The organism is Jeongeupia sp. USM3 (genome assembly GCF_001808185.1).
In the GTDB taxonomy this organism is placed as follows: Bacteria; Pseudomonadota; Gammaproteobacteria; order Burkholderiales; family Chitinibacteraceae; genus Jeongeupia.
The window spans coordinates 1,830,665-1,844,173 of record NZ_CP017668.1; the positions used below are offsets into that span (position 1 = coordinate 1,830,665).

The 13,509-nt window shown below is 68.4% G+C and carries 12 protein-coding genes; 4 read left to right on the forward strand and 8 right to left on the reverse strand.

Annotation, left to right across the window (positions count from 1 at the left end):
- Window positions 1-15: 15 nt before the first annotated feature.
- The 5 genes from BJP62_RS08715 to lptF form a co-directional block, all read right to left on the reverse strand.
- The gene (locus BJP62_RS08715; protein WP_070529005.1) at window positions 16-1,047 is read right to left on the reverse strand and encodes a glycosyltransferase family 2 protein; all 1,032 of its coding nucleotides are present in this window, start codon (window positions 1,045-1,047) and stop codon (window positions 16-18) included.
- Window positions 1,047-2,291, reverse strand: coding sequence for a flippase (locus BJP62_RS08720; RefSeq protein WP_070529007.1), 1,245 nt, complete (start codon window positions 2,289-2,291; stop codon window positions 1,047-1,049). Before BJP62_RS08720 ends, BJP62_RS08715 begins: the two co-directional genes overlap by 1 nt.
- Before the next feature lie 250 nt (window positions 2,292-2,541).
- Window positions 2,542-3,555 carry a UDP-glucose 4-epimerase GalE gene (gene galE / locus BJP62_RS08725; protein ID WP_070529008.1) on the reverse strand — a complete coding sequence of 338 codons (1,014 nt, stop codon included), beginning with the start codon at window positions 3,553-3,555 and terminating at the stop codon, window positions 2,542-2,544.
- Window positions 3,556-3,576: 21 nt separating this feature from the next.
- A complete protein-coding gene (gene lptG / locus BJP62_RS08730; protein WP_083300800.1) occupies window positions 3,577-4,659 on the reverse strand; it encodes an LPS export ABC transporter permease LptG in 1,083 nt (360 codons plus the stop codon).
- A complete protein-coding gene (gene lptF / locus BJP62_RS08735) occupies window positions 4,656-5,717 on the reverse strand; it encodes an LPS export ABC transporter permease LptF (protein ID WP_070529015.1) in 1,062 nt (353 codons plus the stop codon). Before lptF ends, lptG begins: the two co-directional genes overlap by 4 nt.
- A gap of 168 nt (window positions 5,718-5,885) precedes the next feature.
- On the opposite strand from lptF, the gene BJP62_RS08740 reads away from it, so the two are divergent.
- The 4 genes from BJP62_RS08740 to BJP62_RS08755 all read left to right on the forward strand — a co-directional run bounded on the left by BJP62_RS08740 (window position 5,886) and on the right by BJP62_RS08755 (window position 9,120).
- Window positions 5,886-7,379, forward strand: a complete 1,494-nt coding sequence (locus BJP62_RS08740; protein ID WP_070529017.1) for a leucyl aminopeptidase — start codon at window positions 5,886-5,888, stop codon at window positions 7,377-7,379.
- Window positions 7,380-7,814 (forward strand): DNA polymerase III subunit chi, encoded by a 435-nt coding sequence (locus BJP62_RS08745; protein WP_070529020.1) that lies wholly within the window; start codon window positions 7,380-7,382, stop codon window positions 7,812-7,814.
- Window positions 7,811-8,281, forward strand: coding sequence for a hypothetical protein (locus tag BJP62_RS18405; RefSeq protein WP_070529021.1), 471 nt, complete (start codon window positions 7,811-7,813; stop codon window positions 8,279-8,281). The genes BJP62_RS08745 and BJP62_RS18405 overlap by 4 nt, the downstream gene beginning before the upstream one ends.
- Window positions 8,282-8,535: 254 nt before the next feature.
- Window positions 8,536-9,120, forward strand: coding sequence for a hypothetical protein (locus BJP62_RS08755; protein ID WP_070529023.1), 585 nt, complete (start codon window positions 8,536-8,538; stop codon window positions 9,118-9,120).
- 12 nt (window positions 9,121-9,132) lie between these two features.
- On the opposite strand, the gene BJP62_RS08760 is transcribed toward BJP62_RS08755, so the two are convergent.
- The 3 genes from BJP62_RS08760 to BJP62_RS08770 are packed head-to-tail and all read right to left on the reverse strand — an operon-like array spanning window position 9,133 to window position 13,425.
- Window positions 9,133-9,825 carry an energy transducer TonB gene (locus BJP62_RS08760; RefSeq protein WP_070529027.1) on the reverse strand — a complete coding sequence of 231 codons (693 nt, stop codon included), beginning with the start codon at window positions 9,823-9,825 and terminating at the stop codon, window positions 9,133-9,135.
- A 1-nt stretch (window position 9,826) separates the two neighbouring features.
- Complete coding sequence (locus BJP62_RS08765; protein ID WP_083300802.1) at window positions 9,827-11,332, reverse strand: PepSY domain-containing protein; 1,506 nt, start codon at window positions 11,330-11,332, stop codon at window positions 9,827-9,829.
- Window positions 11,329-13,425 carry a TonB-dependent receptor gene (locus BJP62_RS08770; protein WP_070529031.1) on the reverse strand — a complete coding sequence of 699 codons (2,097 nt, stop codon included), beginning with the start codon at window positions 13,423-13,425 and terminating at the stop codon, window positions 11,329-11,331. The genes BJP62_RS08765 and BJP62_RS08770 overlap by 4 nt, the downstream gene beginning before the upstream one ends.
- Between the last annotated feature and the right edge of the window lie 84 nt (window positions 13,426-13,509).

The window sequence follows — 13,509 nt, forward strand, 5'->3', positions numbered from 1 at the left end:
ACAGCGCCCGCAGTTTCATCCCCGCCCCCGCAGCTTTTTGATCAGCCCGTAGACCGCATCGCCGGCGAGCACGCGCGCGCGCTGGCGCTGCCACTTGCCGCGCTCCTCGTCGGGGGGCGGCAGTTGCTGCGACAGCAGCGAAAAGCGCTTCTTGCAGCGCCAGTCGACGCCGTGGGTGCGGATCAGTGCGTCGAGCCAGACGGTGCAGAACGCCGGCCGCGTCGCCGGATCGCGTTGCGCCAGCGTCACCAGCCAGGCGGTGAAGGTGAACCAGTCGCTGCGGTCGAGCGCGCGGTCGAGGCCGGCAAGCACGGCGAAACCGGCCTTGTCGGCGTCCGGCCACTCGGGCGGCAGCGCATGGCGCGCATAGTCGGCACGGACGGCCGCACCGGTCGCGGCCATTTCGGCGCGGCGCGTCTGGGTGATCTGGCCCGGATGGACACGGTAATCGAGCAAGGGCTCGGCGACCGCGGTAAACGTCGCCCCGGCCTTGGCGAACGCGCACCACAGTGCGTAGTCCTCGGCATGCTGCGCGGCCGGATCGTAGCGGTGCGCGGCAAACAGCGACGCCCGCGCCATCACGCCCGGATGCGCGAACGGCGGGTTGAACAGCAGCGCGGCCTTGATCGCGGCGTCCGACTCGGGCGGCAGCCACAGGCCCCCCTTCCCACCCAGTTGCTCGCCGAAGAAACGGACGCCGACGCCGCAGACGTCGGCGCCGGTTTCGCCGAGTCGCGCCAGCTGCTTCGCCAGCCGCTCGGGATGGGCGATGTCGTCGGCGTCCATCCGCGCGATCCACTCGCCGCGTGCCAGACCGATCGCCTCGTTCAAGGTCGCGATCAGCCCGCGGTTCTCGCGGCTGACGACGACGAAGCGCAGGTCTTGCGCGGCATGCGCATCCAGCACCGCGCGGGTCGCATCGGTCGAGCCGTCGTCGATCGCGATGCATTCGAAATCGGCCAGGGTCTGGCCGGAAAGCGACGCCAGCGTTTCGGGCAGCAGCGCGGCGGCGTTGTAACAAGGCAGGATGATGGAGATCGCCGGCATCAGGCGTTTTTCCTCAGGTGGACGCGCGCGCGCCACCAGAACGCCGCGAGGATGAAGACCTCGACCGCGACAACGATCTGCGCGGCCGCGATCGCCCCCCGTCCCGGCAGCAACAGCAGCAGCAGGCCGACGTTGAGCACGCCGGCGGCGACCAGCACCTTGCTGTAGTAGCGCTCGTCACCGAACGGCAGCAGGCTTTGCAGACCGTAGACGTAGGACAGCGCGCCAAGCAGCACGATGGGCGCCAGCCAGACCAGCGTGTCGACGCTGCCGAGCATGCCCTTGCCGAGCAGCAGCGGCACGATCCACGGCGCCCCCAGCATCAGCACCAGGGTCAGCCCGAGCCCGGCGAGCCCCTGCATCCGGAACGCCTTGCCGATCAGCGCGACCGCGGCCGGCTTGTCGGTTGCGGCAAGCTGGGCGATGCGCGGATACGTCGCCTGTACCAGCGGGCCGATCAGCCCCTGCACCGTGTAGGTGAGCTTGTTGGCCGCGGCGAAGTAACCGACCTGCGCCGGGCTGGCAAACCAGCCGAGCAGCACCGCAGTGCTGGTCGTGTAGAGGTTGGTCGACAAGGCCGAGAGGAACAGCGGCCAGCCGGCCCTGAGCGAGGCGCCGATGTCCGACTTCGTCGGCGCAACCCACGCGGGCCGCGGCGCGCCGTGGCCGGTGGCCCACCAGTAGGCGCCGGCAACGAAGGCCGGCAGCGCCTGCAGCACCACGGCGATCGCGACGTCGCCGGGTCCGCGCACCATCAGCAACAAGGCGCCGAGCACGACGACGCGACCGGCCACCGTCAGCAAGGACGCCGCGCGCATCAGCTCCAGCCCCTGGAAGTACCAGATCGGGAAGAACACGCTCGACACCACGTAGAGCAGCGACAGCCAGAACACCGGCGCATGCTCGCGCCACTCGGGCACCGTGCCGATCGCCACGGCCAGCGACAGGCAGGACACGCACATCAGCATGGCCTTGGCGACATTGGTGCGCCAGAACACCCGCGCGATCGCCGCAGCGTCGCCGCGGGCGATCGCGACTTCGCGCGTCGCCGACAGGTTGAAGCCGAAGTCGGTCAGCAGCACGCCATACTGGACGACGGCGAACGCGTACGACTGCACGCCGAAGCCGTCGGCACCGAGCGTGCGCGCCAGAAACGGGAACGTGACCAGCGAGACCAGGTAGTTGAGTCCCTGGACCAGGTAGAGCGCGAAGATGTTGCCTTTCAGGCGGGCGTCGAGTGCCATGCAAGCGAAAAGCCCGCGCGGGGCGCGGGCGGAGTCTGTGTGGTTGTCATTCTAGCCGCAGCACGGCGGCGGCCGGCGGAAATAACACCGCCCCACCGACCTTAACCTGCTTGAATGGGCGAGCGAGCCAAAGCAGTTTGGCGCAGCCCGGAGCGCAGAAACCGGAATGGACATTGAGTCCATGAGGATTTCGAGCACCGGACGGCGTCAAAATGCGCAGGCGCAGGCGCAGTCGTCCAGTCGGGCAGGTTTAGTCGCCGTAGCCGTTCGGGTTCCGGCTTTGCCAGCGCCAGCCGTCGTTGCACATGTCCTGCAGCGTCTTCTCGGCCACCCAGCCCAGTTGCTCGCGCGCCGAAGCCGGATCGGCGTAGCAGGCGGCGATATCGCCGGGCCGGCGCGCCACCAGTTGGTAAGGTACCGGCTTGCCCGACGCGGCCTCGAAGGCCTTGACCATGTCGAGCACCGAGTAACCGACCCCGGTACCGAGGTTGACGGTCACGAGCCCCGGCTCGGCCGCAAGCTTCTGCAAGGCCTTGACGTGGCCGCGCGCCAGATCGACGACGTGGATGAAGTCGCGCACGCCGGTGCCGTCGGGCGTCGGATAGTCGCTGCCGAACACCGACAGCTGCTCGCGCTTGCCGACGGCCACCTGCGCGACAAAGGGCATCAGGTTGTTCGGAATGCCCTGCGGATCCTCGCCGATCAGCCCCGACGCATGCGCGCCGACCGGGTTGAAGTAGCGCAGCAAGGCCAGGTCCCAGCTCGCGTCGGACTTGAAGAGGTCGCGCAGGATGTCCTCGACCATCAGCTTCGAGCGGCCGTACGGGTTGGTCGCCGACAGCGGGAAATCCTCGCGGATCGGCACCGTGTGCGGATCGCCGTAGACGGTTGCCGAGCTCGAGAACACCAGCTTCTTCACATTCGCGGCGCGCATTGCCTCGAGCAGGCGCAGGGTGCCGACGACGTTGTTGTCGTAGTACTCGAGCGGCTTCTCGACCGACTCGCCGACGGCCTTGAGGCCGGCGAAGTGGACGACGGCCTCGATCGGGAAGCGCTTGAACACCTCGTCGAGCGCGGCGCGGTCGCGCACGTCGGCGTTGATCCATTCGATCGCCGTACCGGTAATCGTCGCCAGACGCTCGAGTACCGCCGGCTTGGCGTTATGAAAGTTGTCGAGGATCACCGGCTTGAAGCCGGCGGCGACCAGTTCGACATAGGTGTGCGAGCCGATATAGCCGGCACCACCGGTCAAAAGCACGTGCATGCAACGCTCCGAAGTTTGCGACTACCGTTTTTCCTGACGCCACAGCAGGCAGAGCGCGACGGCCATGAAGGTCAGCGTCGGAATCGACACCACCGCCGGCGCCGGCCAGTTCTGCAGCTCGCCGAGATAGACGACCAGCCGGTTGAAGAAGTGGAAGGTGACCCCGGTCAGAATGCCGATGAAAAGTTTCACGCCGACGTTGGCACTGCGACGCTGCGTCTGCGAGAACGGCAGGGCGATCACGACCATCGACAGACAGGCCAGCGGGTAGAACAGCTTGCCCCACAGCGCCAGCTGGTAGCGCTGGGTTTTCTGGCCATTGAGCTCGAGGTGGTCGATGTAGCGCAGCAGCGCCCGTGCCGACATCTGCGCCGGCTCGACCAGCAGCACCGCGAGCATGTCCGGGGTGATCTGCGTCGACCAGTCGACCACCTGTTCGCGCTTGAGCGCGACACCCTTCGAGTCCGGCAGGAAGCTCGTCTGCAGCGCCGGTTCGAGCCGCCAGACGCCGTTGCCCTGATAGCGGCCCTGCACGCCGTCGATGATCCGCTCGAGCGTGCGCTGCGGCGTGAAGTCATAGATGCGCACGCGCTGCACGCTCAGGTCCGGCAGCATCTCGGCGATATTGACGATCTGCCGGCCGTCCTTGACCCAGACGCCCGAACGGAAGTCGCCGGCGATCATCTGCTTGGTCGCCGCCAGCCGGTACTGGCTCGCCATGCGCATCGTCACCGGCGCGACATACTCGCCCATCAACACGGTGAAACCGCTGTAGGCAACGCCGATCCCGACCAGCCACAGCAGCAGTCGCTTCACCGAAACGCCGGCCGCGCGCATCACCGTCAGCTCGGAATTGCCGTTGAGGCTGGAGAGCGCAAAGATGCTGCCGATCAGCACCGCGATCGGCATCAGCTCGTAGGCATTGCCGGGCACCTGCAGCGCGACGTAGATCAGCGCATCGATGACCCTGTAGCCGCCCTTGCCGAGCTGCGAGAACTGCGCGATCACGTCGAAGAACATGTACAGCGACAGCAGGCCGATCAGCGTGAACAGCACGAACAGCGTGATTTCCTTGAGCAGGTAGCGCGACAGCAGCTTCATCATCGCGCACGCCCCCGCCAGCGGTAGAGCACCACCGTCATCAGCACCGCCACCGCATGGATCGGCCACATGCCAACCGCGACCGGGAGCTTGCCGTCGGCGATCCACGCCTGGCCGATGTTGATGAAGTTGTAATACAGGAAGTAGAGGAAGATCGCCCCGAGCAGGTTGAGCGCCCGGCCGCCGCGCGGATTGAAGAACGCCAGCGGAATCGCGCACAGCGCCATGATCAGCGCCGAGATCGGCAAGGCGATCCGCCAAGCGAGTTCGCCCTGCTCCTCGAGGTTGCCGCTCCCCCACAGCTCGTGCGTCGTTTTGGCCTGGGTGCTCGGACTCGAAACCGGCTTGTCGCTGGTCTCGACCTTGACCTGCGCGCGTTCGAACTCGGTCGTCTCGTACGCGGCCGTGCCCGGTACGCCGGTATAGGCGTGGCCCTTGCCGAGCCACAGCCAGCGCTCGCCGTGCTGGTCGAGGAACAGCCCGCCTTCGCTGGCGACGACGACCGAAATCTTGCCGTCCTTGCCGCGCAGTTGCGCGAACACGTTGCGCCCCTGGCCGGTGTCGGCGACGAACTGCTCGACGAAGTAGATCCGGTCGGCCTCGCTCGATTCGCGGAACACGCCCGGCGCCACCTGCGAGACCTCCTGCCGCTGCGCCGACTTCTCGCGGAAGTCGCGGCTCTCGCGTTGCGCCCACGGCCAGGCGAACAGCGACAGCGCGGCGATCAGCAGCACGATGGGCACGGCGAATTCGAGCACCGGCTTGATGAAGCTCCTGATCGAGCGGCCGCTGGCAAACCAGACGACCATTTCGTTGTCCTTCCACAGCCGCGTCATCGTCATCAGGATCGCGATGAACAGCATCAGCGACATCAGCATCGGCAGGTAGCGCAGCGAGGTGAAGCCCATCAGCACCCAGACGGCGCCACTGCCGAGCACGCCGAGTGTCGCCTGACCGAGCAGCTTGACGATCTGGGTGGTCATGACGACGAGCAGCAACACCGAGAAAACGGCGATCGCGACCCAGGACATCTCGTGAATCAGGCTTCGTCTGAACAGCATCCGCGTTTTTGACTTATGAGGGGGGGCTGGGAAATAATCGGACGGATCCTGCCGCTGGCGCCAGTGCTGCAATTCACTTGCGCGTCGCCCAACGGTCATGCCCGCGAGGGCGAGCCGACACGCACCGCCTGCCTTGACGCAGCCGAACGACACCGATGGAGATCCGCCATGGAGTTTAGCATCAATCTTACCGCCCCCGAGAAAGCCGCCGCCGACTGCCTGGTGCTGCCGCTGGCCGGGGCCAGGCTGCCCGCCGCGCTGGCCAGACTGGACGAGCGCGCCGGCGGCTGGCTCGGTACGCTCGCCGCCAGCGCCGAGTTCGGCGACAAGGCCGGCAGCGTGCTGGCGGGGCTCCTGCCGATCGACGGCGCGCCGCAGAAAGTGGTGCTGTTGCAACTCGGCAAGGATCATGATCTCGCGACGCTGCGCAAGGCCTTCGAGTCGCTGGCACGCGCGCTGATCCAGGGCAGGTCGGCCAGCGTCGCGGTCGCGCTGCCGGCGCTCAAGGGCGTCGACAGCGAAGACGTCGCCGCAGCGATGGCGCAGGCGATCACGTTCGAATCCTACCGTTTCACCCAGTTCAAGTCCGAGCCGGAACCGGCGCCGGCGCTGACCAGCGTCGCGCTGCTGCTGGCGAAGAAGGCCGAGCAGAAAGCCGTCGAGGAAGGTCTCGCACGCGGGCTGGCCGTCGGCCACGGCATGAACCTGACTCGCGACCTCGGCAACCTGCCCGGCAACGTCTGCACGCCGACGCGCCTCGCCGAAGAGGCCGCGCAGCTGGCCGAGCGTTTCCACCTGAAGCTGACGGTGCTCGAAGAAGCCGACATGGACGCGCTCGGCATGGGCTCGCTGCTGTCGGTCGCCAAGGGCTCGACCCAGCCGCCGAAGCTGATCGTGCTCGAATACCACGGCGCCGGCGACGGCAAGAAGGCACCGAAACCGGCGGTGCTGGTCGGCAAGGGCATCACCTTCGATTCGGGCGGCATCTCGCTCAAGCCCGGCGAAGGCATGGACGAGATGAAGTACGACATGTGCGGCGCCGCCACCGTGCTCGGCACGCTGCGCGCGGTGTGCGAGCTGGCGCTGCCGGTCAACGTCGTCGGCGTGATCCCGACCTGCGAAAACATGCCGGCCGGCAATGCGGTCAAGCCCGGCGACATCGTCCGCTCGATGTCGGGCCAGACGATCGAGATCCTCAATACCGACGCCGAGGGCCGGCTGATCCTGTGCGATGCGCTGAGTTACGTCGCCAAGTTCGAACCGGACGTCGTCGTCGACATCGCCACGCTGACCGGCGCGTGCATCATCGCGCTCGGCCACCAGACCACCGGGCTGTTCGCCAACGACGATGCGCTCGCCGACGCGCTCTACAGCGCCGGCCAGCAGACCGGCGACAAGGCCTGGCGCCTGCCGGTATGGGACGAATACCAGGAACAGCTGAAGTCCAATTTCGCCGACATGGCCAACATCGGCGGCCGGCCGGCCGGCTCGATCACCGCGGCGGCCTTCCTGTCGCGCTTCACCCGGGACTACCGCTGGGCCCACCTCGACATCGCCGGCACCGCGTGGAAATCCGGCGCCGCCAAGGGCGCAACCGGCCGGCCGGTGCCGCTGCTGGTCGAGTTCCTGCGCCAGCGCGCCGACAAGAAGGCCAAGAAGTAAGTGACCCAGGTGACCTTCTACTTCAACGTCCGCAACCGCGAGCAGGCGCTGTGCCAGCTCGTCGGCAAGGCGTTGGCGCAGAAGCTGTCGATCAGCGTGCTCGCGGGCAGTGAATCGGCCGCGTACGCGCTCGACCGGCTGCTGTGGGAACTGCCGCAGACCGGTTTCCTGCCCCACTGCGCCGCCGACCACGGCGATGCCGCGCGCACGCCCATCGTCGTCGATCACCGCGTCGAGCTGATGCCGGCGCGCGACGCGCTGTTCAACTGGACCGACGGCGTACCGGGCGGGCTCGAGCGCTACGCGCGCGTGATCGAGATCGTCGACCAGTCCGACGATGCCCGCAGCGCGGCACGTGCACGCTGGCGTGCCTATCTGGCACACGGTATCACTCCCGAAGGCATCGACCTCCTCGAACTGCAGGCCCGGCCATGAGCGAAAACGACAGCGTCAGCCCGCTGTTCGACAAGATGGACGCGCTGCTTGCGCGGCATCGCGGCGAACCGGTACGCGACGACGACATCCCGGTGCTGACCACCGAAGCCGTTGTCCCCGCCGACGCCGACGACGACATTCCGGTCCTGACCGACGAAGCGGTCGTGCCCGAGCCGGTGCTGATGTTCGATCCTGAAGAATTCTATACGCCGCCGCCCGCCCCGCCCGAGCCCGCGGTCGTTGCGACACCCGAGCCGGCACCGGCCAGCCCCGCCCCGGCGAATTCCTCGACCTGCCGCTGCTCGACCTCGACGCGCTGGTCTCGCCGTACCCGGAAACGGTCGACGAGGACTGGCTGCCACCATTGCCCGAGGCCGCCCCTGCAGACACGATCACCGCGCCCGTCGACCTCGGCTGGGACGGCGACAGCGCAGAACCGTTGCACTTCGAAGCCGCCCCGCTGGTGAGCGAACTCGCAAACGTCGACGCCCCGCTCGGCGAACCGGCCGCCGCGGAGGCTGAGGCTGAGGCTGAGGCTGAGGCTGAGGCTGAGGCTGAGGCTGAGGCTGAGGCTGAGGCTGAGGCTGAGGCTGAGGCTGAGGCTGAGGCTGAGGCTGAGGCTGAGGCTGAGGCTGAGGCTGAGGCTGAGGCTGAGGCTGAGGCTGAGGCTGAGGCTGAGGCTGAGGCTGAGGCTGAGGCTGAGGCTGAGGCTGAGGCAACGATGGTCGCCGAAGCCGCGACCGGCGCAAGCGACATCGTCCACGAACTGCACTGGCACAACGTCGAGATCGAACTCGAAACGGCGGCGGCGATCGCCGAGCCTGCGCCGGTCGTACAGGCCGAGGTCGTGCCGGTTTCCGAACCGCACTCGGCCTTCACGCACGCCGTCTGGTCGCCGGGGCCGGACGTGCCTTGCGCCACCGAAGCGGCCGCCGAGGACATCTGGATCATCGATCTCGATGCGCTCGACGCCGAGCCGCCGGCACCGTCCACGGCACCGGCGGGCCTGCCCTTGCCGGCCGGCGCCCCCGCCCTTGCGACGCCGCCGCAACCGACGCCACCGCCGGTCGACGCCAGCACCGTGTCGGAAATCACCGCCGCCGTCGGCGCACATCTGGCGATCGACATCGCGCTCGAGGTCGAGCAGCGGGTCAAGCAGCAGATGGCGACGGTGATGAGCAAGGTCTATGACGACCTGCTGCAACGACTCGGCCACGACATCGCTGCCGAACTCGAGGCGCAGCTCTCGCCGAAGATCAGCGAGCTGGTCCGCGACGAGCTGCGGCGCAAGCACCTGCTCGACTGATCACCCGGCCGGTCACTCTAGCCTGAACACGATCGGCACGTTCACATCGGCATCGATCGGCGTCTCGCCGCGCCGGGCGGCGACAAAGCGCCAGCGCTCGGCGACCGTCTTGCGCGCCGCCTCGTCGAGCCGGGCAAAGCCGCTCGACTGCTGCACCGTCACCGCCTGCGGCCTGCCGTCCTTCGCGACACGTACCCGCAGCACGACCCGGCCTGCCTCGCCGCGCTGGCGCGACGCCAGCGGCATCTCCGGCTTGGGATTGGCGAGATAGCCGGGCCAGCTCGGCGCGATTTCCGCATCTCCCGCCCGGTCGCCGCCGGCCGGATTCACCGCCCCCGCCCCACCGGCAGCTGCCGTTTCGGTCGCCTGTGCCGGGCTGCTCGGCGCCACCACTTCCGCCGCGACCGGTGTTTCGGTCGGCACGACGACTGCCGCGCGGGGCAAGGCCGATGGCTTGACGGCCAGTACGGGTGTGCGTTGCGGCGCCGGTGACTTCGCCTTCGCTGCAGCCACCGGCGCCCCGTGCTTCGCGGTCGGCGGGGGTGCGGGCTGCGCGGTCGTCGCCACCGCCGGCCCGACCTGCAACACCACCGTCATCGGCATCGCCGGCTCGAACCGTTGCGATGGCGCCAGCCAGCCGGCGCCAAACGCAACGACACCGCCGTGCCCGGCCAGCGACAACAGCACGGCGTAGCGCAGCTGCACCCTAGCGCCTGCCGCGGCGGCGCCACCACAGCGTCAGGCCGAGCATGGCCGCGACGACGTTGGCGGCGGCAAAGCCGGCGAGCAGCACGTCGCGCGGCATCTTGCCGAGGCCGTCGAGCCAGTGCCATTTGTGCAGGTAGGCGAACACGTATCCTTCCAGTCTGTCGCTGTCGTCGATGCGGGCCGAGAACGCGCCGGTCGCCGGTTCGACGTAATACGCCGGTCTGCCCGGCGTGGCGTAGTCGACGCGGTAGACCGGCAGCCGCTTCTGGAAGAAGCCGTATTCGCCGCCGAACTGCGTCACCAGCGAAATGGTAGCCGCCGCACCCGCCGGCGCACCAGCGCTTTGCGCCAGCGACAGGGCGTGCGGCTGCGCCAGATCAAGCTCGGCGCTGCCGTCCCAGTAGCGCGGCAGTCCGCCGGCGGGCGCGGCGTGGTGATGCTGGTGCTCACCGCCGGCCGCCGGTGCCGCCGCGGCGATCAGCCAGGCGGAATGATCGCCGACGCGGACCGCGCTCAATCGCAACGCCCCGTCGGGTACCGTTGCCAGCGGCGGTACGGCGCCCAGCAACGGTGCCGGTGCCGCCGGTACTTGCGCACGGGCGAAATACAGGTGAACCAGCCCGCTGACGATCAGCATCGCGCCGGCGACGCCGACACCGATGCCAAGGCCGCGGTGCCAGCGCCGCAGGCGCGGCTGCCCCGGCCTAAGCGTGGCGGCGCGTTGCCGGACGAGCCACAGCGCCAGCCCGCCGACCACCGTCAGCAGGGCGCAGCCGAGCAGCACCGAGATCCCCGCCAACCGCAACGGTTCGTTCGCCCACGCCCAGCTGTGCAGCAGCACGAAGGCGCCCATCAGTGCACGCTTGCGGTCGTCGGTCAGCGTCGACAGCCGGCCCTCGCCGGTATCGACAAAGGCGGTCAGGCCGTCGTCACGCTCGAATTCGATCCGCCAGACCGGCAGGATCTTGTTCATCGCCGGGTAATCGCCGCCGAAGGCGGTGATCGGCGTGATCCGCGCCACCGGGCTGCCGGCATCGCCGGCAAAGGCACGCGCCAGCCGCTCGGCCTCGGTCCGGTCGGCGCCGGCGATCTCGCGGCCGGTCAGCGCATCGGCCCAGTAGCGCTCGCCGCCGCCCGCCGGCAGCCACTGCCACGCCGGACGACCGGCGAAATGCGTCAGCCTCAGCTCGCGCACCGCGCCGTTCAGCACCGGCTTCACCGGTACGAACCCGGCCGGCAGCGGCGCGGCAACGGCCGGGCGCTGCGCTTGCGGCGACAGCGCCGACATGACCGGATGCATCACCCCGGTCAGCCCCCACAGCAGCACGGCGACACCGGCCGGCAGCGCCAGCAGCCGGTGCCAGCGGGTCAGCGCGGCAACGAGCCGCCCGGTCCTGAGCGTCTGCTGCGCGACGAAACCCGTTTGCCGCTGCGGCGGCGGCACCGGCTTCGGCCGGCGCCGGCGCAGGTAGCGGAAGAAACCGTCGCTCAAGCCGCCGTTCATTGGGCCACCTCGCCGCCGAAGGCATAGCGCACACCGACCAGCGCGGTGCGCGGCGCGCCCGGCGTGTACGTGTCCTGCGCGTCCGGACTGTAGACACCGACGCCGCTGTACGTCGACGACGCCGATTCGGCATAGCGCCGGTCGGTCAGGTTGAGCACGCTCGCCCAGGCTTCCCAGCCGCGGGCAAAGCCCCAGTTGGCGCGCAGGTTCAGCAAGGCATGGCCGTCGTAGCGGACGGTGTTGGCATCGTTCATCCAGTACGGGCCGACGTACTGCGCCTCGAGCGCGAGCCGGGCCTTTTCGGCCGGCAACCACGCCAGCGATGCATTGCCGAACCACTCGGGCGCCTGCGCCATCGTCTTGCCGGCGAAGTTGAGCTGTGGCGTCGCCTGATAGTCGCGGTAGCTGTGCTTGGCATAGCTGCCGGACAGCCGCCATTGCCAGGCAGGAGCCACCGCGCCGGACAGGCCAAGCTCGATGCCGCGATGCCGCGTGCTGCCGGCGTTGCGCGGCTCGGACCGGCCGGGCTGGCTGCTGAAGTTGACGATCTCGTCATCGCCGTCAAGCTGGTACAGCGCCAGCTCGAGCGCCGTCTTGTAAGGCAGCTGTGCGCGCACGCCGATCTCGACGTTGTCGTACGTCGCCGGCTTCAGGTCCGGCACCGCCAGCGACGAGAACAGCTGGCCGACCTCGGGCGGGGTGAAGCCCTGGCTGTAACTGGCGTAGGCGCTGACGGTCTCGCTCGTCTGCCACGTCAGCCCGAGCTTGGGCGAGGTGTGCGAGAAGGTCTGCTCCTGGCTCGGTGCGCCGGTGGTCGCACTCGGGCTCAGGTTGTTGCTGTAGTCGTAGCCGACACGATCCCAGCGCAAGCCGGCCGTCGCACGCCACGCACTGCTGATCGCCCATTGCGCTTCGCCGTACACGGCGGCGTTGCTCAGGTCGACGTGGTAATCACGGCGCCGTGTCGTCTCCCGGTAGCTCAGGTAGCGGCCCGAGGCCGGATCGCGCTGCACCGCAAGATTCCACTCGCCCTGATCGTTCGGACTTTCCTCGATCGTCGCGCCGCCGATCAGCCGCAGTGGCCCCCAGTCCTGCCGGTGGCGGGCGTCTACGCCGACCGAGCTGAAGAAGTTCTCGGTCGTCCGCCCCGATGCGCTGGCCGGGCCGGTGTTGAAGATCAGATAGCTCGGCAACTGGTCGGTGTTGTTGTGCCGCCAGTAGACGCTGGTCGTCGTCTCGCCGCCCTCGTTCCAGTTGCCGATCAGCTGCGCATACGCCCGCATTGCTTCGACGTTGCGGTAGGTGAAGCTCTGGTAGCTGTAACCGGGGCGGCTGTTGTAGTCGCTCGGGTTCAGGCTGCCCGGCATGTCGGTGTCGAGCTTGTTGTAGCTGAACAGCGTTTTCAGATACGCGACGTCGGAAACCGTCAGGTCGCTGCGCAAGGTCAGCGAGGTCTTGTCGGCATCGCTGTAGTCCTGCCAGCCGTCGCGCTGCCAGCTGCGGTAGCCGCTCAAACGGCTGGCGAGCACGTCGTTGCCGCCGGTGACTTCGGCATCGACACGGCTGTAGCCCTGGTTCGAGCCGCGCAATGCGATGTCGCCGCCAAGGGTGCTGCTCGGCGCACGGCTGATGAAATTGACCGCACCGCCGACGGCGTTGCTGCCGTACAGGCTCGACGCCGGTCCGCGCATTACCTCGATGCTGTCCTCGCCGTCGAGGTTGATCTCGTAGGTGGCGTTGTGATTGAACACGCCGACCGGTCGGATCGGAATCCCGTCCTCGAGATACTGGTACAGCGGCCGGGTCGAGATCGGCTGGCGGATCGCCATGCTGTGCTGCTCGTTGCCCAGATCGGGCATCAGCACACCGGGCACGGTGTCGAGGACCTGACTGATCGACGTCGGCTTGGCGTCGGCAATGGCTTTCGCGTCGACCTTGCCGATCGCGGCGGCGGTTTCCTTCAGCGGCGCCGCTTCGCGCGACCCCGAGACGACGACCTCGTCGAGCAGCGGGGTGTCGTTGGCATAGGCGAACGCCGACGCAACCGCGACGGCAAGCGCACAGCGGCGCGCCAGTGTGTGTGGCTGTTTCATGCAGGCTCCAGCGCCGCGCGTGCGCGCGGCAGCCGGCCGCGCGCAACGGCGGGCCGGCGATTCGTTGTTCTAGGTGTAGGGGAA